We start from the raw sequence: 19,647 nt of genomic DNA, 5'->3' as shown, positions 1-19,647 counted from the left end.
TTGAACTACGGCTCTATCAATGAACCGCAGTGCCATCACATTATTTTTTACGACGACGAACGATAAGTTTGTCGGATTTGTTGTTCTTCTTACGAGTCTTGTAACCAAGAGTCGGTTTACCCCAAGGTGTTACTGGGCTTGGACGACCGATTGGAGTACGTCCTTCACCACCACCGTGTGGGTGATCGTTAGGGTTCATTACAGATCCACGTACTGAAGGACGTTTGCCCATCCAACGTGAACGACCTGCTTTACCAATGTTGATCAATTCATGTTGTTCGTTACCTACTTGACCGATTGTTGCGCGGCAAGTTGATAGAACCATACGAACTTCACCTGATTGCAGACGGATGATGACATACTTGCCTTCACGTCCAAGTAGCTGTGCAGATGTACCTGCAGAACGTACTAACTGGCCGCCTTTACCTGGTTTCAATTCGATGTTGTGGATTGTAGAACCCATAGGGATGTTCTCAAGTGGAAGCGCGTTACCGACTTTAATGTCAGCATCTACTCCAGACATGATTGTCATTCCTACCTGCAATCCTTTTGGTGCTAGGATATATTTCTTTTCCCCATCAGCATAGTTGATTAGGGCGATGTTAGCAGAACGGTTTGGATCGTATTCGATCGTAGCAACGCGTCCTGGTATGCCATCTTTCCGACGTTGGAAATCGATGACACGGTATTGGCGCTTATGTCCTCCACCTTGGTGACGAACAGTCATCCTACCTTGGTTGTTACGTCCGCCTTTACGCTTGATTGGTTCAAGCAATGATTTTTCCGGCTTTGATGCTGTGATTTCAGCGAAATCGGAAGTAGTCATGTTACGACGTCCGTTGGAGGTAGGTTTGTATTTCTTAATCGCCATTTGTGTTCCCTCCTTCGTTTAATTATGAGTTAATTACATTTCGAAAAGTTCGATGTCTTTTGAATCAGCTGTTAAAGTAACGATAGCTTTACGGCGTTTGTTCGTGTATCCAGCATGTTTGCCCATACGTTTAAACTTACCTTTGTAGTTCTGCACGTTAACTTTTGCAACTTTCACTCCGAAGATTTCTTCGACAGCTTGCTTTACAAGAGTCTTGTTAGCGCGAGTGTCTACATCGAAAGTGTATTTTTTGAATTCCATTTGTTCTGAAGAACGCTCGGTAATGACCGGACGTTTAAGTACATCACGTGCTTCCATTAACCAAGCACCTCCTCAATTTTAGTTACTGCATCTTTAGTGATGACAAGATTGTCATGAGCGACGATGTCAAGAACGTTGATGCCGTTTGCTGTAACTACACTAATACCAGGAATGTTGCGAGCAGACAATGCCACTGCTTCATCAAGGTCAGCTGTTACGAACAATGCTTTTTTATTAATAGAAAGGTCTTTAAGAACCTTTGTGAATTCCTTTGTTTTAGGCGCATCGAATGTCAAGCCATCCAAAACGATGATTTCTTCATCGCGCACTTTTGTGGATAGTGCTGAAAGGAGTGCCAAACGACGAACTTTCTTAGGAAGTTTGTAGCTGTAGCTTCTTGGATTCGGACCGAATACGATACCGCCTCCACGCCATTGTGGTGAACGGATCGACCCTTGACGAGCACGTCCAGTTCCTTTTTGGCGCCATGGTTTACGACCACCGCCAGCAACTTCTCCACGAGATTTAACTTTGTGGTTACCTTGGCGTAACGATGCACGCTGTTGAACCAATGCTTCAAATAGAACAGCATCATTTGGTACGATACCGAAAATCGCTTCGCTCAATTCGATGTCACCAACTGAAGAACCTGTTTGACTTAAAACGGATACTTTAGGCATTTTTGTTTCCTCCTTCCTCTAAGAATTAGTTCCCTTTGATAGCACTTTTCACTTGGATAAGTGTTTTGCGTGCTCCTGGAACGTTACCTTTAATCAATAGCAAGTTACGCTCAGCGTCAACTCGTACGATTTCAAGGTTTTGGATCGTTACAGTGTCTCCACCAGTACGTCCTGGTAATTTCTTTCCTTTGAATACACGTTGTGCGTCAACCGAACCGATTGAACCTGGAGCTCGGTGGAAACGAGAACCGTGACTCATTGGTCCGCGTGAATAACCGTGGCGTTTAATAACACCTTGGAAACCTTTACCTTTTGATGTTCCTGTAATATCGACGATATCGCCTTCTGCGAATGTATCGACTTTGACTTCCTGACCAACTTCATACCCTGTAACGTCTACTCCGCGGAATTCGCGAATGAAGCGCTTAGGTGTCGTTCCAGCTTTAGCAACATGCCCTTTTTCAGGTTTGTTTGAAAGCTTTTCACGTTTGTCGTCGAATCCAAGCTGGATTGCTTCGTAGCCGTCTGTTTCATTAGTCTTCTTTTGAAGAACAACGTTTGGAGCAGCTTCAATCACAGTCACTGGAATGAGATCGCCGTTTTCAGCAAAAATTTGCGTCATGCCGACTTTTCTCCCTAAGATTCCTTTGGTCATTTGTCACACCTCCTGATTTTAATTTGTTTTTTATTTTTATAGATTAAAGTTTGATTTCAATGTCAACGCCAGATGGTAAATCAAGTTTCATTAACGCATCGACAGTTTGTGGTGTCGGGTTAACGATATCGATTAGACGTTTGTGCGTACGCATTTCAAACTGCTCGCGCGAATCTTTGTATTTATGTACCGCACGAAGTACTGTATAAACAGATCTTTCAGTTGGAAGTGGTATCGGACCTGATACGCTAGCACCTGAACGCTTTGCTGTTTCTACAATCTTTTCAGCTGACTGATCAAGAATTCTGTGATCATATGCTTTTAAACGGATACGAATCTTCTGTTTTGCCATTACTTTCCCTCCTTCTCGCCTATTTTCTAGACATTCTCCACGGAAATTTTCCTACACACATGCCATGGCAAAGCGGCCGGGTGTGTCGGTAACCTCCCGCTTCATCGCAGTCAAAGACCAACATTAAATATTATACACATGATTAAAGGGTTTTGCAAGTGTTTTCTCAAAACCTTTTACTCAACTTTTTAAGTATAATTAATTTCAACGAAATAATCAAGTGTGATAGTTAAATTCTAATGTGTTTTTAGAGATTGATGTGAAAACTCACTAACACTTCTTACTAACGCTTTCAATATGCATTGCTTCTATATAAAACGTTTTCTGTGGTTGTTACATAGAGAGTTTTACCCAAAAAGAAAAACCCTGCATGATCAGTGCAGGGTTTTTCGTAAATTACTTAACGATTGTTGCTACAACGCCAGCGCCTACTGTACGTCCACCTTCACGGATTGAGAATTTAGTACCTTCTTCAATCGCGATTGGAGCGATAAGTTCAACTGTCATTTCAACGTTGTCGCCAGGCATAACCATTTCCACGCCTTCTGGAAGGTGGATGATACCAGTTACGTCAGTTGTACGGAAGTAGAACTGTGGGCGGTAGTTTGAGAAGAACGGAGTATGACGTCCACCTTCTTCTTTTGATAGAACATAAACTTCTGATTTGAAGCTTGTGTGTGGAGTGATTGTACCTGGCTTAGCAAGTACTTGTCCACGCTCGATGTCTTCACGTGATACACCACGAAGAAGTGCACCGATGTTGTCGCCAGCTTCTGCATAATCAAGAAGCTTACGGAACATTTCAACACCTGTTACAGTTGTAGATTTTGGTTCTTCAGTTAAACCGATGATGTCAACAACATCTCCGACTTTAACTACTCCACGCTCAACACGTCCAGTAGCAACAGTACCACGACCAGTGATTGAGAATACGTCCTCAACAGGCATCATGAATGGTTTTTCAGTATCACGTGGTGGTGTTGGGATATACTCGTCAACAGCAGTCATAAGTTCCATGATTTTGTCTTCATATGCTTCGTCGCCCTCAAGTGCTTTAAGTGCAGATCCTTTGATGACAGGAATGTCATCGCCAGGGAAGTCATATTCAGAAAGAAGATCACGGATCTCCATTTCTACTAATTCAAGAAGTTCTTCGTCGTCAACCATATCACATTTGTTCATGAATACTACTAGGTAAGGAACACCAACTTGACGTGAAAGAAGGATGTGCTCACGAGTTTGTGGCATTGGGCCGTCAGCTGCAGAAACAACTAGGATTCCGCCGTCCATTTGTGCTGCACCAGTGATCATGTTTTTAACGTAGTCAGCGTGACCTGGGCAGTCAACGTGTGCGTAGTGACGCTTTTCAGTTTCGTACTCGATGTGAGACGTGTTAATAGTAATACCACGCTCTTTTTCTTCAGGTGCGTTATCAACGTCAGCGTATGAAGCTGCAGTTCCACCTAATTTTTTTGCAAGAACTGTTGCGATTGCAGCAGTCAAAGTTGTTTTACCATGGTCAACGTGACCAATTGTTCCGACGTTAGCGTGCTGTTTGGAACGATCGAATTTTTCTTTACCCATTATGGAATTCCTCCTTAAAAATATGAATGTTTTTTATATTTGTAGGTATGGAAGTTGAAGTGATGCATCGCCTTCAACTATCCATATCTTACAAGTTATCAATTGGTTTAACAAGGATGAATTTTAATTATTCACCTTTATTTTTCTTGATGACTTCTTCTGCAACTGATTTCGGAACATCTTCATAGTGATCGAATGACATGGAGAATACTCCGCGTCCTTGTGTATTCGAACGAAGTGAAGTTGCATAACCGAACATTTCTGCAAGTGGAACCATAGCACGGACAACTTGTGCGTTACCGCGAGCGTCCATACCTTCTACGCGACCACGGCGTGATGTAATATCACCCATGATGTCTCCCATGTACTCTTCAGGGATGATTACTTCTACTTTCATCATCGGCTCAAGCAATGCAGGGTTACATTTTGCTGCTGCGTTCTTAAGTGCCATAGAAGCGGCAATTTTGAACGCCATCTCGTTGGAGTCAACATCATGATAAGAACCGTCGAATAGACGAGCTTTAATATCAATTAATGGATATCCAGCAAGAACACCGTTGTTCAAGGAATCACGAACACCCGCTTCGACGGATCCAACATATTCACGAGGAACAGTTCCACCGACGACAGCATTAGTGAATTCGAAACCTTTTCCTTCTTCGTTTGGAGAGAACTCGATCCAAACGTGTCCGTATTGACCACGACCACCAGATTGGCGGACGAATTTACCTTCAACTTCAGCAGCTGTACGGAATGTCTCACGGTATGATACTTGTGGTGCTCCAACGTTCGCTTCAACTTTGAATTCACGACGTAGACGGTCAACGATGATATCAAGGTGTAGTTCACCCATACCAGCAATGATTACTTCGCCCGTTTCAGTGTCTGTATGCGCACGGAAAGTAGGATCTTCTTCTTGTAGTTTCGCAAGAGCGTTACCCATCTTATCTTGGTCACCTTTTGTTTTTGGTTCGATCGCTACTGAGATAACCGGTTCTGGGAAGTCCATGGATTCAAGAATGATTGGTGCTTTGTCGTCACAAAGCGTATCACCTGTACCAGTGTCTTTCAAACCGACTGCAGCAGCGATTTCGCCAGCATGCACTTCAGCAATCTCTTCACGGTGGTTAGCGTGCATTTGTAGAATACGTCCTACACGCTCGCGCTTACCTTTAGAAGCGTTCTGAACGTATGATCCTGATTGAAGTACACCAGAATACACACGGAAGAATGTAAGTTTACCGACATAAGGGTCAGTCATAACTTTAAACGCCAATGCGGAGAATGGAGCCTCATCGCTAGCTGGACGTTCTTCTTCTTCTTCAGTATCAGGGTTTACACCCTTCATTGCGATAACATCTGTTGGTGCTGGTAAGTAGTCGACAACTGCGTCAAGTACTAATTGAACACCTTTGTTTTTGAAAGCTGTTCCACAAACAACTGGGTAGAAATCTACTGCCAATGTTGCTTTACGGATAGCTGATTTAAGTTCTTCAACAGAAAGCTCTTCACCAGCAAGATATTTTTCCATGAGTTCTTCATCGAATTCTGTAACAGCCTCGATCAATTTTTCACGGTATTCTACTGCTAGGTCCATATGTTCTTCAGGAATGTCGACAACTTCGACGTTCAATCCTGTGTCATCTGGATATAAGTTTGCTTTCATTTCGATTAGGTCGATAATTCCTGAGAATTGATCTTCCGCACCGATTGGAAGTTGGATAGGATGCGCGTTAGCCTGCAAGCGATCATGAAGAGTGCTTATAGAGTAAAGGAAGTCTGCACCTGTCTTGTCCATTTTGTTAACGAATACTAGACGGGGAACGCCGTAGTTCGTTGCTTGACGCCAAACAGTTTCTGTTTGCGGTTCAACGCCGGATTGAGCGTCAAGTACTGTTACCGCACCATCAAGTACGCGGAGTGAACGCTCAACTTCAACAGTGAAGTCAACGTGTCCCGGAGTATCGATGATGTTTACACGATGGCCTTTCCAAGCAGCTGTTGTTGCAGCAGACGTGATAGTGATTCCACGCTCTTGCTCTTGCTCCATCCAGTCCATTTGAGAAGCACCTTCGTGCGTTTCTCCAATCTTATGGATCTTACCTGTGTAAAAAAGGATCCGCTCAGTCGTCGTTGTTTTACCTGCGTCGATGTGAGCCATGATACCGATGTTACGAGTATTCTCTAAGGAGAACTCTCTACCCATTTTGTATTTCTCCTTCCGTTTCTGATTCAGTTTAAACCAGACTCGCCTCTAAGTGATCGCTCATGGATTTTTTCGGGTTCGATCGAATAGCTCCCCTTGAAATCCACGATAACCATCGGAGGCATTCATCTTTGTCCAGCGACAGACATAGTCTTCGACTGAATAAAGATAAACTGTCCGATCTTACCAGCGATAGTGAGCGAATGCTTTATTGGCTTCAGCCATTTTATGCATTTCTTCACGACGTTTTACGGATGCACCTGTGTTATTAGAAGCATCAAGAATTTCATTTGCAAGACGCTCTTCCATAGTCTTTTCTCCACGAGTACGTGAGTAGTTAACTAGGTAACGTAATCCAAGAGTCGTACGACGTTCCGGACGAACTTCAACCGGTACCTGGTAGTTTGCACCACCAACACGGCGAGCACGAACTTCAAGAACTGGCATAACGTTATTCAATGCTGCTTCAAACACTTCTAGTGGTTCTTTGCCTGAACGTTCTTTCACAAGTTCAAACGCACCATAGAGGATGTTTTGTGATGTACCTTTTTTACCGTCAACCATCATTTTGTTGATGAGACGAGTTACAAGTTTGGAATTGTAAATTGGATCTGGTAATACGTCGCGCTTAGCAACAGGACCTTTACGAGGCATATTGTTTTCCTCCTTTCGAAATAATCATTTCGATATTAGTTTTTCTTTTCTTTAGGCTTTTTCGCACCGTATTGTGAACGGCTTTGCATACGGCCAGTAACACCAGCTGTATCAAGAGCACCACGAACGATATGGTAACGAACACCCGGTAAGTCTTTTACACGTCCTCCGCGGATAAGAACAACACTGTGCTCTTGAAGGTTGTGACCTTCACCAGGGATATATGCGTTAACTTCCAAAGTGTTAGTCAAACGTACACGCGCATATTTACGAAGAGCCGAGTTCGGTTTCTTCGGAGTCATTGTACCCACACGAGTACAAACACCTCTTTTTTGTGGCGAGTTGACGTTAGTCATCGACTTTTTAAAGCTGTTATAGCTTTTTCCTAGAGCAGGTGCCTTGGAATTTTCCGATTTTGACTTACGTGGTTTACGAACTAATTGGTTAATTGTAGGCATCGGATTTCCTCCTTTCATTGTGCTTTTTGTAAGACCACACATCCAGGTGGTTCATTTTTGGGGTAAAAACAAAGTCTTTGTGTTTTAATTAACACAAAAACGATTATACAGTTATTGCGACGACAACCGTACCAACTTGAATGCCGCATGATCGACCGAGCTTTTCCCTCGATTCGACATAACTCACTGGGATACCATTATGCTCCGCTTCACCTATTACAGGATCAATGAATCGCTTATCGGCATCTTTCGCAATGACGACTTCTTTTACTACGCCTGACTTTATCGCTTTTACTGTTTGCTTTGTACCGATGATCGTTTTCTTTGCCTGTTCTACTTTTTCGTAAGACATACGTACATCCTCCAAAGTGCAGACATTCAACTATCAACCTTTTGTATATTATCACTTAAAATCGCACATGTCAACAATTATTAGAAAAACGGGGAGAGAAGTTTCTCCCCGTTTTCTTTAATTGTTACTTATTCCACTGTAAGTGTTACTGCTTCTTTTTCCTGATCCATCTTGATCTGGCGATAACGTTGCATACCAGTTCCAGCTGGAACAAGTTTACCGATGATGACATTCTCTTTCAAACCGAGCAATTCATCTGTTTTTCCTTTTATCGCTGCATCCGTCAAGACACGAGTCGTTTCTTGGAATGAAGCCGCAGAAAGGAATGATTCTGTCTCAAGTGAAGCTTTTGTAATACCGAGAATAACGGGACGTGATGTCGCAGGTACTTTACCCGCTTTCAACACAGCGCCATTCGCTTCAGCAAACTGATGAATATCAAGCAATGAACCCGGAAGAAGCTCAGTATCTCCCGCTTCAATGACACGGACTTTCCGTAACATTTGACGAACCATTACTTCAACGTGCTTATCGCCGATTTCAACACCTTGCATACGATATACCTTTTGAACTTCTTTAAGAAGGTATTCTTGGACAGTCGCTACATCTTTAACTATGATTAATTCTTTCGGATCAATGGAACCTTCTGTAATGCTCTCTCCGCGGTCGATAGAATCACCGATATCCACTTTCAAGCGCGCATTATAAGGCGCAAGATATTTACGTGTTTCCACTTCACCTTGGATTGTAATCTCTTTTTGACCTTCGCGAATCTCATCTATTTCAGTGATTTCACCTTTAATTTCAGAGATAACTGCTTGACCTTTAGGATTACGTGATTCGAATATTTCCTGGATACGCGGAAGACCTGATGTAATATCGTCTCCTGCAACCCCACCTGTATGGAATGTACGCATCGTAAGCTGTGTTCCTGGTTCTCCAATCGATTGAGCAGCAATGATACCAACCGCTTCACCCACTTCGACTGTTTCACCTGTCGCAAGGTTTATGCCGTAACATTTTTTACAGACACCATGTTTAGTATTACATGTAAATGCAGATCTGATAGTGATGGACTCAATTCCAGCGTCAATAATCTGCTGGGAAAGATCAGCAGTGATCAGTCCGTCTTTCGCAACAATTACCGCTCCTGTTTCAGGGTGACGGATCGTCTTCTTCGCATGACGTCCTTCCATACGCTCATCCAACGCCTCAATAATTTCAGATCCTTCGGTAAGCGATCTGATTTCAAGACCGCGATCAGTACCACAATCGTCTTCACGTACGATGACGTCTTGTGCAACGTCAACGAGACGACGAGTTAGGTAACCTGAATCGGCAGTTTTCAGTGCTGTATCGGCAAGACCTTTACGTGCACCGTGAGTGGAGATGAAGTATTCGAGTACTGTTAAACCTTCACGGAATGATGACTTGATCGGCAATTCAATAATACGTCCTGCCGGGTTGGCCATCAATCCACGCATTCCTGCGAGCTGCGTAAAGTTCGATGCGTTACCACGGGCACCTGAGTCACTCATCATGTAAATAGGGTTAGTATTTTCAAGTGAGCCCATCAGTTTATCCTGAATAACGTCTTTCGCATTACTCCAGTAAGAGATGACACGGTCATAACGCTCTTCCTCCGTAATAAGACCACGGCGGAATTGCTGTGTCACTTTATCTACTTTATCTTGAGCTTCTTGCAAGATGTCATCTTTGTTCGGTAATACGACGATGTCAGAAATACCGACAGTGATTCCTGCGCGTGTAGAATATTTGAACCCAAGGTTTTTCATACGGTCAAGCATTCTTGAAGTTTCCGTAATATGGAACCTCTTGAAGATTTCCGCGATAATATCACCAAGGATCGTTTTGCGGAACGGGAGAACAATTTCAGCGTTTTGAATATGTTCCTTAACATCGACTGTACCACTGATGAAATATTTATCCGGCGTTTCAATTTGCAAGTTATGACTCGTCGGTTCATTAATGTACGGGAATGTCTCAGGAAGAATTTCATTGAAAATAAGTTTCCCAACTGTCGTCAATAGGAACTTACCGTTCTGTTCTTCTGTAAATGTTGGGTTATTAATGGAACCCGCTTGAATCGCGATTCTTGAATGAAGGTGAACATGACCAGTCTGGTAAGCAATTAACGCTTCGCTTATAGAACTGAAGATCATACCTTCACCGATAGATCCAGCTCTTTCCAATGTGAGGTAATAGTTACCTAATACCATATCCTGGGAAGGTGTAACGACCGGTTTTCCGTCTTTCGGATTCAAAATGTTTTGAGCCGCTAGCATTAATAGACGAGCTTCTGCCTGAGCTTCTGCCGATAGTGGAACGTGAACAGCCATCTGGTCACCATCAAAGTCAGCGTTATAAGCTGTACAAACGAGAGGGTGAAGCTGGATTGCGCGTCCTTCGACCAACATCGGTTCGAATGCCTGAATACCAAGTCTGTGAAGAGTAGGTGCTCGGTTTAATAATACAGGGTGCTCTCTGATGACATCTTCAAGAACATCCCAAACTTCGGAATGCAGTCGTTCAATTTTCCGTTTAGCACTCTTAATATTATGTGCAAGACCACGTTCAACTAACTCTTTCATGACGAAAGGTTTAAACAGTTCGATAGCCATCTCTTTAGGAAGACCACATTGATACATTTTCAAGTTCGGTCCAACAACGATAACCGAACGACCTGAATAGTCAACACGTTTACCTAATAAGTTTTGACGGAAGCGCCCTTGCTTCCCTTTCAACATATGCGAGAGGGATTTCAACGGACGGTTACCCGGTCCAGTTACCGGACGTCCACGTCGACCATTGTCAACGAGTGCGTCAACAGCTTCTTGTAACATACGTTTCTCGTTCTGCACAATAATGCCTGGTGCGCCAAGATCAAGAAGACGTTTTAATCGGTTATTCCGGTTTATAACTCTCCGGTAAAGATCATTTAAATCGGATGTTGCAAAACGGCCACCATCCAACTGTACCATCGGACGCAGTTCAGGAGGGATGACTGGTAATACTTCAAGGACCATCCATTCAGGACGATTTCCTGAGTTACGGAATGACTCGACTACTTCCAAACGTCTAATCGCACGTGTACGACGTTGACCTTGAACAGTCTTTAATTCCTCTTTCAGGCTTTCTGTTTCTTTATCCAAATCGATTGCCGCCAACAGTTGCTCAATCGCTTCAGCTCCCATTGCCGCCTGGAATTTCGATCCGTACTTTTCACGGTACAATCTGAATTCCTTCTCGGATAGAAGCTGTTTGCGTTCAAGTGGCGTATCAGCAGGGTCGACAACTACATAAGATGCAAAATAGATGATTTCTTCAAGCGCACGTGGCGTCATATCAAGAATAAGACCCATTCTGCTTGGAATGCCTTTGAAATACCAAATATGTGTAACAGGTGCTGCAAGCTCGATATGCCCCATACGTTCACGACGCACTTTCTGGCGAGTTACTTCGACGCCACATCGATCACAGACGACACCTTTATAACGTACACGCTTATACTTTCCGCAATGACATTCCCAATCCTTTGTAGGACCGAATATCCTTTCACAGAACAAACCATCTTTTTCAGGCTTCAATGTACGGTAGTTAATTGTTTCCGGCTTTTTCACTTCACCATAAGACCAAGACCTGATCTTATCCGGTGAAGCAAGGCCGATTTTCATATACTCAAAATTGTTTACATCTATCAAGGAGCCTACCTCCCTCTTATCTTATCTCCGCGATGGATCCTCATCAACATTGTTAAAATAGGAGAGCTTTAAAAGGCTCTCCTATTCAATTTCAATCACTTTTCGTTCTAGCTATGAATAAAGCTTCGATCTGTTTGATTTAGACTGTTTGATCTTCCGTCATGAGATTTAGAGCATCAGTTGGTTGCATGTCATCATCATCGTCAAGATCACGCATTTCGATTTCCTCGAAATCTTCCGTTAGCATCTTCACGTCAAGTCCAAGACTTTGAAGTTCTTTAATCAATACTTTGAATGATTCCGGAACTCCTGGTTGAGGTACGCTTTGCCCTTTGACAATCGCCTCGTATGTCTTAACACGTCCTACAACGTCATCAGATTTAACAGTCAAGATTTCTTGCAATGTATAAGCAGCACCATATGCTTCTAGTGCCCACACTTCCATTTCCCCGAAACGTTGTCCGCCGAACTGGGCTTTACCACCAAGCGGCTGTTGCGTAACGAGTGAGTATGGTCCTGTAGAACGAGCGTGAAGTTTATCATCAACCATGTGCGCAAGTTTAATGAGGTACATGACACCTACAGATACACGGTTGTCAAACGGTTCGCCAGAGCGTCCGTCATATAACATCGTCTTACCATCACGGTTCATCCCTGCCTCTTCCATTGTGGACCAAACATCTTCTTCATTCGCACCGTCAAATACAGGTGAGGCCATGTGGATACCCAGACTGCGCGCAGCCATACCCAAGTGCATCTCGAGTACCTGTCCGATGTTCATACGAGATGGAACACCAAGAGGATTTAGCATGACATCAATAGGTGTGCCGTCAGGAAGATAAGGCATATCGGATTCCGGTAAGATACGAGAAATTACCCCTTTATTACCGTGACGTCCAGCCATCTTATCCCCTACGGAGATTTTACGTTTCTGTACGATATACGCACGGACGAGCTGATTGACACCTGGTGGCAATTCGTCACCATCTTCACGATTGAACACTTTCACGTCGAGGACGATTCCACCTGCGCCGTGTGGCACACGTAATGATGTATCTCGCACTTCACGAGCTTTTTCACCGAAGATCGCATGAAGAAGTCTCTCTTCAGCTGTCAATTCAGTAACTCCTTTAGGCGTCACTTTACCGACAAGTATGTCCCCGTCGCGCACTTCTGCTCCGACACGAATAATTCCACGATCATCCAGATTACGAAGGGCTTCTTCTCCAACGTTCGGAATATCTCTCGTGATTTCTTCAGGTCCAAGCTTCGTATCACGTGCTTCAGATTCATATTCCTCAATGTGAATTGAAGTGAATACGTCATCTTTCACAAGACGTTCGCTCATGATGATAGCATCTTCATAGTTATATCCGTCCCACGTCATGAACGCAGTAAGAACGTTACGTCCTAGAGCAAGTTCTCCACTATCCATTGACGGTCCGTCTGCTAAGATATCACGCGGTTTAACGCGGTCACCTACACTGACGATCGGACGTTGGTTATAGCAAGTCCCTTGGTTCGAACGGATAAAGTTTTCAAGCTTATAAATCGTCAAGTCGCCCTTCACTTCTTTGTCGTCGACTGTTTCAATTCGTCTAATACGAATTTCTTTCGCTTCGACATGCTCTACAATTCCGTGGAATTTAGCGATGACCGCAGCACCTGAGTCACGTGCTGATACGTGTTCCATACCTGTTCCTACGAAAGGAGCTTCAGGATTTAACAACGGTACTGCTTGACGTTGCATGTTCGCACCCATAAGTGCACGGTTAGAGTCATCGTTTTCAAGGAACGGAATACAAGCTGTAGCGGCAGACACGACTTGTTTTGGAGATACATCCATATAGTCGATTTGTTCGCGTTTGAATACCGTGTTATCCCCTTGGAAACGACCGACGACTTCTTCATTCGTAAAGGAGCCATCTTCGTTTAGCAAAGCGTTCGCTTGAGCTACAACGTAGTTATCCTCTATATCTGCCGTCAAATAGTCAATCTGTGCAGTGACATGACCACTTTCAGGATCAACTTTTCGATATGGCGTTTCAATGAAACCGAATTTGTTCACTCTCGCAAATGTAGATAGCGAGTTGATCAATCCGATGTTCGGACCTTCCGGTGTTTCAATTGGACACATACGGCCATAGTGGGAGTAGTGAACGTCACGCACTTCCATACCTGCACGCTCACGCGTTAAACCACCGGGTCCTAATGCAGATAATCTACGCTTATGCGTCAATTCTGCAAGTGGATTTGTCTGATCCATGAACTGTGATAATTGAGAGCTACCAAAGAATTCTTTAATAGAGGCTATGACAGGACGGATATTGATCAGTTGTTGTGGCACAATAGATTGTGTGTCGTTAATAGACATACGCTCTTTTACCACACGTTCCATACGAGACAAACCGATACGGAATTGGTTCTGCAACAATTCTCCTACAGAACGGAGACGTCGGTTACCAAGATGATCAATATCATCCGTATTCCCGACACCGTGAAGCAAGTTGAAGAAGTAACTAATGGAAGCGACAATATCCGCCGGCGTCACATGCTTGATCTCTTCAGGAATTGTTGCATTTGAAATGACGTTAATCACTTGTTTCTCTTCACTTTTCGGAGCATAGATTTTAATCCCCTGAATGGTGATGTCTTCTTCTAGCACTCCAGTCACATGCGTTATCTCCTGGATACCGACACCCTTTTCAAGATGTGGCAATAGGCGATCCAATGTTCTACGATCCATTAGCTGATCTTTCTCCAGGAGAATTTCACCTGTTTCTGGATCGACAAGTGTTTCAGCCAATGTCTGATTGAACAGACGGTTTTGCAAATGTAACTTTTTATTCATCTTATAACGTCCGACATTTGCCAGATCATATCTTTTCGGATCGAAGAAGCGGGAGTACAGCAGACTTCTCGCACTATCCAAAGTCGGCGGTTCACCAGGACGAAGGCGCTCGTAAATTTCAAGCAATGCCTTCTCTGAAGTTTCCGTGTTGTCTTTTTCAAGTGTATTGCGCAAGTACTCATTATCTCCGATTAATTCAATGATCTCCTGGTCAGTTGAAAAACCAAGCGCACGAAGAAGAACTGTAACCGGCAACTTACGTGTACGGTCAATACGAACGTGTACTACATCTTTAGCATCCGTTTCATATTCCAACCAAGCGCCTCGGTTTGGAATGACGGTTGCTGCGAAACCACGTTTTCCATTCTTATCCGTCTTATCATTGAAATAGACACTCGGAGAACGAACAAGCTGGGAAACGATAACCCGCTCCGCACCGTTAATGATAAACGTTCCGTTTTCAGTCATAAGCGGGAAATCACCCATGAAAACATCTTGTTCTTTCACTTCTTCAGTCTCTTTGTTGTGCAAGCGCACTTTTACCCGAAGTGGAGCTGCATATGTTACATCGCGCTCCTTTGACTCATCAACAGGATATTTTGGATCTCCAAGCTGATAATCAATGAACTCTAACGAAAGATTACCTGTGAAATCCTGAATCGGAGAAATGTCTCTAAACATTTCACGTAGTCCTTCTTCCAAGAACCACTCATAAGATGCCGTCTGGATTTCAATCAAATTCGGCAACTCCAGAACTTCATTGATCCGCGCGAAACTACGGCGCTGACGGTGTTGACCATACTGTACTAAATGACCTGTCAACTCTTTCACCCCTCAAAACAATATTAGTCCTTTGCGAAATCATAAAAATGGTGTATGATATCGAAAAAACAAAAAGAAAACGAGTTCCGGCAAGAGCTCATTTTCGGTTTAACAATCTTTTATCCATTGCCAGTATGCCTTAGATTTCCAATACTTATGCAAAAGGGCACACGACCGCATTATATTATTTATGCATTTTACTATGCTACCACAACATTATTGTTGCGTCAACGTTTTTTGGGCTTTCAGTATATAATAGCCTTTTTTCTTTACTATCGTTTCAACGTTACCAAATAGCGCTTCCAAATGAGCCATCGTCGAAGGCGCGCCTTGCTTCTTTTGGATGACAATCCAAAGTTCTCCTCCGGTCGCCAACTTCAAAAATGCACCATCATAAATTTTGAATACCGTCTCTTTTCCTGCCCGGATTGGCGGGTTCGTAAGTATCGAGGCAAAATCTTTCGCTACCACGTCCGATAACGCATCACTCGGATAAATGCTCACATTTCCAATGCCATTCAAACTGGCATTTTCCTTCGATAAGGACAACGCACGTTCATTCACATCAACCATGTGGACAGTCCGATCCGGAAAAGATGCGGCAATCGATAAACCGATTGGACCATATCCACAACCTACATCAAGCAAATCTCCGTCCACTTCCGGCAATACAAAGGATTCAGCAAGCAACCGAGATCCAAAATCCACTTCACCTTTGCTAAAAACTCCTGCATCCGTTTTAAAACGCAACCGCACATCACGAATGACTGCTTGCCATTCTTTTGGATCACTTTTCACAGAGGGGTTTTTAGAATAATAATGTTCAGTCATATAAATCCTTCCTTCCGTTCGAAAGGTTGTTTTAGTGCAGATAAAAAAACAAAGAAAAGCCCGTCGTTTGTTGACGAGCCTTTCTTCATTTATCCAAAAATTACTTAACTTCTACGCCAGCGCCAACTTCTTCAAGTTTCGCTTTCATCTCTTCAGCTTCTTCTTTAGAAACTGCTTCTTTGATAGCTTTAGGAGCGTTATCAACTACTTCTTTCGCTTCTTTCAAGCCTAGGCCAGTGATTTCACGAACAACTTTGATAACTTTAATCTTTTGGTCTCCAGCAGATGTAAGCATTACGTCAAATTCAGTTTGCTCAGCAGCAGCTTCACCAGCACCAGCGCCACCAGCCATAGCCATTGGAGCTGCAGCAGTTACACCGAATTCTTCTTCGATAGCTTTTACAAGGTCATTCAATTCAAGAACTGTCATTTCTTTAATCGTTTCAAGGATTTGTTCTTTAGTCATTATATTTTCCTCCTAGATAGGTTTTAGTTTGTCGGGGGTTACCCCGCATTTTGTCGTTCAGGCTGCAAAATGAAAATTAAGCGCCTTGTTCCTCTTTTTGCTCTGCAACAGCTTTTGTTGCAAGCGCGAAGTTGCGCATTGGAGCTTGAAGAACGCTGAGTAGCATTGATAGTAGACCATCGCGTGATGGAAGTTCAGCCAATGCTTTCATATCGTCCGCAGAAGAAACCAATCCTTCGATTACACCTGCTTTAATTTCAAGCTTGTCATTTTTCTTAGCGAAGTCGTTAAGAATTTTAGCAGGAGCTACAACGTCTTCAGTTGAAAACGCAATTGCATTAGGTCCTACTAGATGTTCGTTCAAATCTTCAAGTCCTGCTGATTCTGCAGCACGACGAGTCATTGAGTTTTTGTAAACTTTGAAGTCGATACCTGCATCACGAAGCTGTTTACGAAGTTCAGTTACCTGGCTGACGTTAAGACCACGATAGTCAACAACTACAACAGAAACTGCAGATTTCAATTTGTTTGAAATCTCTTCTACAACTGCTTGTTTAGCTTCAATTACTTTGCTCATCTTGACACCTCCTATAAGTATTCGGGTCATTCATACCGATATGAAAAGCCCCCGCAATCTACAAAGTAGACCACGAGGGCAGAAAAGTCGTCATCTTAAATAAATGAGCGTCTTGTCCTCGGCAGGAAGATTAAGCGATTAACGCCCCTGCTGTCTACGGTACAAATGATTTAATTCATAACAAACGAAATCTTACTACAAGATTCCTGTTATGTCAATGGTTTTATTTAGAAATAACTGATGAAGAATCGACCTTAATAGCAGGACCCATTGTAGTTGTAACGTTCACAGACTTCATGTACGTTCCTTTTGCTGCAGCAGGTTTAGCTTTTAGAATCGTTTCATATACAGTTTTGAAGTTTTCTTCAAGTTTTTCGTTATCGAAAGAAACTTTTCCGATTGGCGCGTGGATGATTCCGGCCTTGTCAGCACGGTACTCAACTTTACCAGCCTTGATTTCTTGAACAGCTTTAGCAACATCAAATGTTACTGTGCCTGTTTTAGGGTTTGGCATTAAGCCTTTTGGTCCTAAAACACGACCGATTTTACCAACTTCGCCCATCATGTCCGGAGTTGCAACGATAACGTCGAAATCGAACCAGCCTTGTTGGATTTTAGCGATATACTCTGCGTCGCCCGCGAAATCTGCACCAGCAGCTTCCGCTTCTTTCAACTTTTCGCCTTTTGCGAAAACGAGTACACGTTGTGTTTTACCAGTTCCGTTTGGAAGCACAACTGCTCCACGGATTTGCTGATCGTTTTTACGAGTGTCGATTCCTAAACGGAACGCCACTTCTACAGTTGCATCGAAGTTGACTGTGCTTGTTTTCTTAGCAAGCTCAATCGCTTCTTTCATACCATACACTTCATTACGGTCGACTTGCTTCGCCGCTTCAGTGAACTTTTTACCTCTTTTAGCCATTTAAATTTCCTCCTCGTTTGTGGTTTTAACGGATTGAACCTCCCACGAATAAGGGTTGCGTGTTCCACGGAACAAGCGCAACCCCCACAAAGAAACGCGTTAAGTTACACGAATCAGTCTTCGATCGTGATTCCCATACTGCGCGCAGTACCTTCAACCATTGCCATCGCTGCTTCAACCGACGCTGCGTTTAAATCTTCCATCTTTTGCTCTGCAATTTCGCGAACTTTATCGCGTTTTACAGTAGCTACTTTCTTCTTGTTAGGTTCACCTGAACCCTTTTGAAGATTAGCTGCAACCTTCAGCAATACTGCTGCTGGTGGAGTTTTTGTAATGAAAGTGAAAGAACGATCTTCAAATACAGTAATTTCAACAGGAATAATTAGACCTGCTTGATCAGCTGTACGTGCGTTGAAATCTTTACAGAATCCCATAATGTTAACACCTGCTTGACCTAGTGCTGGTCCAACTGGTGGAGCTGGGTTAGCTTTACCTGCAGGGATTTGCAATTTCACAATTTTGGTTACTTTTTTAGCCACGAGACACACCTCCTTAAGTCCGTGATGTGGTAATAGGGTTGCCCCTCCCACTCAATATGTGCCTTGCCGGTTTGACCCGGTAGAATTTGGTTAATCCGTCCAGCCTGTTACTATAACAGTCTGACCTTTGAAATGATACCATTAATACGCTTGTCTTGCAAGTAGTAAATCGTTTATAATTTTTCCACTTGCGTAAAGTCAAGTTCCATAATTGTTTCTCTACCGAACATGTCGACAGAAACGCGAACTTTGCCTTTATCTTGATCCAGCTCTTCCACTTTACCTTGGAAGTGTGCAAACGGCCCTTCAAGCACTTCGACCATTTCACCAATGCTGAAGTCAGCTTCTGCTTTACGTTCTTTCATGCCCATCTGTTTCAGGATGAAATCCACTTCTTCAGGAAGTAACGGAGTCGGTTTTGCACCTCCGCCTGATGAACCGATAAAACCAGTGACACCTGGTGTATTGCGTACCACATACCATGAATCATCTGTCATTATAATTTCCACAAGGACGTATCCTGGGAATGTCTTCTTCATGACAGTGCGCTTTTTGCCGTCTTTGAAGTCTGTCTCCTGTTCTTCAGGAATGACTACTCGAAATATTTTATCTTGCATGCCCATTGTCTCAACACGCTTTTCCAGGTTGGCTTTCACCTTATTTTCATAACCTGAATACGTATGGACAACATACCAATTCTTCTCCATTTCCATAGTGACGAGGACTGTTTGTCCGTCCCTCCTTTACCTTAATTATTATGTTCGATTGCACATAGTCTGAATTTCGATTTTGCGTAAAATGAAAAAACCCGTTCATTAAGAATTGACGGGATATTTTCAGCAGG

The 19,647-nt window shown here is 43.2% G+C and carries 18 protein-coding genes and 1 other annotated feature; all 18 genes read right to left on the bottom strand.

Going from position 1 to position 19,647, the window contains the following annotated elements:
* Positions 1-40: 40 nt before the first annotated feature.
* The 18 genes from rplB to nusG all read right to left on the bottom strand — a co-directional run bounded on the left by rplB (position 41) and on the right by nusG (position 19,510).
* Positions 41-871, bottom strand: coding sequence for a 50S ribosomal protein L2 (gene rplB, locus H9649_RS03840; RefSeq protein ID WP_191693409.1), 831 nt, complete (start codon positions 869-871; stop codon positions 41-43).
* Between the two features lie 33 nt (positions 872-904).
* On the bottom strand, positions 905-1,189 hold the full coding sequence (gene rplW, locus H9649_RS03835; RefSeq protein WP_191693408.1) for a 50S ribosomal protein L23: 285 nt from the start codon (positions 1,187-1,189) through the stop codon (positions 905-907).
* Complete coding sequence (gene rplD / locus H9649_RS03830; RefSeq protein WP_191693407.1) at positions 1,189-1,812, bottom strand: 50S ribosomal protein L4; 624 nt, start codon at positions 1,810-1,812, stop codon at positions 1,189-1,191. The genes rplW and rplD overlap by 1 nt, the downstream gene beginning before the upstream one ends.
* 25 nt (positions 1,813-1,837) lie before the next feature.
* On the bottom strand, positions 1,838-2,467 hold the full coding sequence (rplC, locus tag H9649_RS03825; RefSeq protein ID WP_191693406.1) for a 50S ribosomal protein L3: 630 nt from the start codon (positions 2,465-2,467) through the stop codon (positions 1,838-1,840).
* Between the two features lie 43 nt (positions 2,468-2,510).
* Entirely contained in the window at positions 2,511-2,819 is a 309-nt protein-coding gene (gene rpsJ / locus H9649_RS03820; RefSeq protein ID WP_060203412.1) for a 30S ribosomal protein S10, read from the bottom strand.
* A 396-nt stretch (positions 2,820-3,215) separates the two neighbouring features.
* Positions 3,216-4,403, bottom strand: coding sequence for an elongation factor Tu (gene tuf / locus H9649_RS03815; RefSeq protein ID WP_191693405.1), 1,188 nt, complete (start codon positions 4,401-4,403; stop codon positions 3,216-3,218).
* 127 nt (positions 4,404-4,530) lie between these two features.
* On the bottom strand, positions 4,531-6,609 hold the full coding sequence (gene fusA / locus H9649_RS03810; RefSeq protein ID WP_191693404.1) for an elongation factor G: 2,079 nt from the start codon (positions 6,607-6,609) through the stop codon (positions 4,531-4,533).
* Positions 6,610-6,792: 183 nt separating this feature from the next.
* On the bottom strand, positions 6,793-7,263 hold the full coding sequence (gene rpsG, locus H9649_RS03805; RefSeq protein ID WP_191693403.1) for a 30S ribosomal protein S7: 471 nt from the start codon (positions 7,261-7,263) through the stop codon (positions 6,793-6,795).
* A 35-nt stretch (positions 7,264-7,298) separates the two neighbouring features.
* Positions 7,299-7,721 (bottom strand): 30S ribosomal protein S12, encoded by a 423-nt coding sequence (gene rpsL / locus H9649_RS03800; RefSeq protein WP_191693402.1) that lies wholly within the window; start codon positions 7,719-7,721, stop codon positions 7,299-7,301.
* A gap of 103 nt (positions 7,722-7,824) precedes the next feature.
* Complete coding sequence (locus H9649_RS03795) at positions 7,825-8,073, bottom strand: 50S ribosomal protein L7ae-like protein (protein ID WP_191693401.1); 249 nt, start codon at positions 8,071-8,073, stop codon at positions 7,825-7,827.
* Between the two features lie 128 nt (positions 8,074-8,201).
* Positions 8,202-11,795, bottom strand: coding sequence for a DNA-directed RNA polymerase subunit beta' (gene rpoC, locus H9649_RS03790; protein ID WP_191693400.1), 3,594 nt, complete (start codon positions 11,793-11,795; stop codon positions 8,202-8,204).
* A 139-nt stretch (positions 11,796-11,934) separates the two neighbouring features.
* The gene (gene rpoB / locus H9649_RS03785; protein ID WP_191693399.1) at positions 11,935-15,477 is read right to left on the bottom strand and encodes a DNA-directed RNA polymerase subunit beta; all 3,543 of its coding nucleotides are present in this window, start codon (positions 15,475-15,477) and stop codon (positions 11,935-11,937) included.
* 207 nt (positions 15,478-15,684) lie between these two features.
* Positions 15,685-16,299, bottom strand: coding sequence for a class I SAM-dependent methyltransferase (locus tag H9649_RS03780; protein ID WP_191693398.1), 615 nt, complete (start codon positions 16,297-16,299; stop codon positions 15,685-15,687).
* Positions 16,300-16,399: 100 nt separating this feature from the next.
* Positions 16,400-16,765, bottom strand: coding sequence for a 50S ribosomal protein L7/L12 (gene rplL / locus H9649_RS03775; protein ID WP_191693397.1), 366 nt, complete (start codon positions 16,763-16,765; stop codon positions 16,400-16,402).
* A 76-nt stretch (positions 16,766-16,841) separates the two neighbouring features.
* Positions 16,842-17,342 carry a 50S ribosomal protein L10 gene (gene rplJ, locus H9649_RS03770; RefSeq protein WP_191693396.1) on the bottom strand — a complete coding sequence of 167 codons (501 nt, stop codon included), beginning with the start codon at positions 17,340-17,342 and terminating at the stop codon, positions 16,842-16,844.
* 32 nt (positions 17,343-17,374) lie between these two features.
* Positions 17,375-17,520: a sequence feature (ribosomal protein L10 leader region), on the bottom strand.
* 45 nt (positions 17,521-17,565) lie between these two features.
* On the bottom strand, positions 17,566-18,264 hold the full coding sequence (gene rplA / locus H9649_RS03765; RefSeq protein ID WP_191693395.1) for a 50S ribosomal protein L1: 699 nt from the start codon (positions 18,262-18,264) through the stop codon (positions 17,566-17,568).
* A gap of 113 nt (positions 18,265-18,377) precedes the next feature.
* On the bottom strand, positions 18,378-18,803 hold the full coding sequence (rplK, locus tag H9649_RS03760) for a 50S ribosomal protein L11 (protein WP_191693394.1): 426 nt from the start codon (positions 18,801-18,803) through the stop codon (positions 18,378-18,380).
* Positions 18,804-18,976: 173 nt separating this feature from the next.
* Positions 18,977-19,510: a transcription termination/antitermination protein NusG gene (gene nusG / locus H9649_RS03755; RefSeq protein ID WP_191693639.1), complete on the bottom strand. Its 534-nt coding sequence runs from the start codon at positions 19,508-19,510 to the stop codon at positions 18,977-18,979.
* Between the last annotated feature and the right edge of the window lie 137 nt (positions 19,511-19,647).

This window comes from Sporosarcina quadrami, assembly GCF_014836615.1.
Lineage (GTDB): Bacteria > Bacillota > Bacilli > Bacillales_A > Planococcaceae > Sporosarcina > Sporosarcina quadrami.
This window is presented reverse-complemented; position numbering and strand designations above follow the sequence as displayed.

What these genes read in the sequence shown, in the direction of transcription:
- rpsL (WP_191693402.1), bottom strand. Translation starts at nt 7,721, where the DNA reads ATGCCTACAATTAACCAATTAGTTCGTAAACCACGTAAGTCAAAATCG.
- rplB (WP_191693409.1), bottom strand. Translation starts at nt 871, where the DNA reads ATGGCGATTAAGAAATACAAACCTACCTCCAACGGACGTCGTAACATG.
- rplL (WP_191693397.1), bottom strand. Translation starts at nt 16,765, where the DNA reads ATGACTAAAGAACAAATCCTTGAAACGATTAAAGAAATGACAGTTCTT.
- nusG (WP_191693639.1), bottom strand. Translation starts at nt 19,510, where the DNA reads ATGGAGAAGAATTGGTATGTTGTCCATACGTATTCAGGTTATGAAAAT.
- rpsJ (WP_060203412.1), bottom strand. Translation starts at nt 2,819, where the DNA reads ATGGCAAAACAGAAGATTCGTATCCGTTTAAAAGCATATGATCACAGA.
- rplJ (WP_191693396.1), bottom strand. Translation starts at nt 17,342, where the DNA reads ATGAGCAAAGTAATTGAAGCTAAACAAGCAGTTGTAGAAGAGATTTCA.
- H9649_RS03795 (WP_191693401.1), bottom strand. Translation starts at nt 8,073, where the DNA reads ATGTCTTACGAAAAAGTAGAACAGGCAAAGAAAACGATCATCGGTACA.
- rpsG (WP_191693403.1), bottom strand. Translation starts at nt 7,263, where the DNA reads ATGCCTCGTAAAGGTCCTGTTGCTAAGCGCGACGTATTACCAGATCCA.
- tuf (WP_191693405.1), bottom strand. Translation starts at nt 4,403, where the DNA reads ATGGGTAAAGAAAAATTCGATCGTTCCAAACAGCACGCTAACGTCGGA.
- fusA (WP_191693404.1), bottom strand. Translation starts at nt 6,609, where the DNA reads ATGGGTAGAGAGTTCTCCTTAGAGAATACTCGTAACATCGGTATCATG.
- rplW (WP_191693408.1), bottom strand. Translation starts at nt 1,189, where the DNA reads ATGGAAGCACGTGATGTACTTAAACGTCCGGTCATTACCGAGCGTTCT.
- H9649_RS03780 (WP_191693398.1), bottom strand. Translation starts at nt 16,299, where the DNA reads ATGACTGAACATTATTATTCTAAAAACCCCTCTGTGAAAAGTGATCCA.
- rplA (WP_191693395.1), bottom strand. Translation starts at nt 18,264, where the DNA reads ATGGCTAAAAGAGGTAAAAAGTTCACTGAAGCGGCGAAGCAAGTCGAC.
- rplC (WP_191693406.1), bottom strand. Translation starts at nt 2,467, where the DNA reads ATGACCAAAGGAATCTTAGGGAGAAAAGTCGGCATGACGCAAATTTTT.
- rplD (WP_191693407.1), bottom strand. Translation starts at nt 1,812, where the DNA reads ATGCCTAAAGTATCCGTTTTAAGTCAAACAGGTTCTTCAGTTGGTGAC.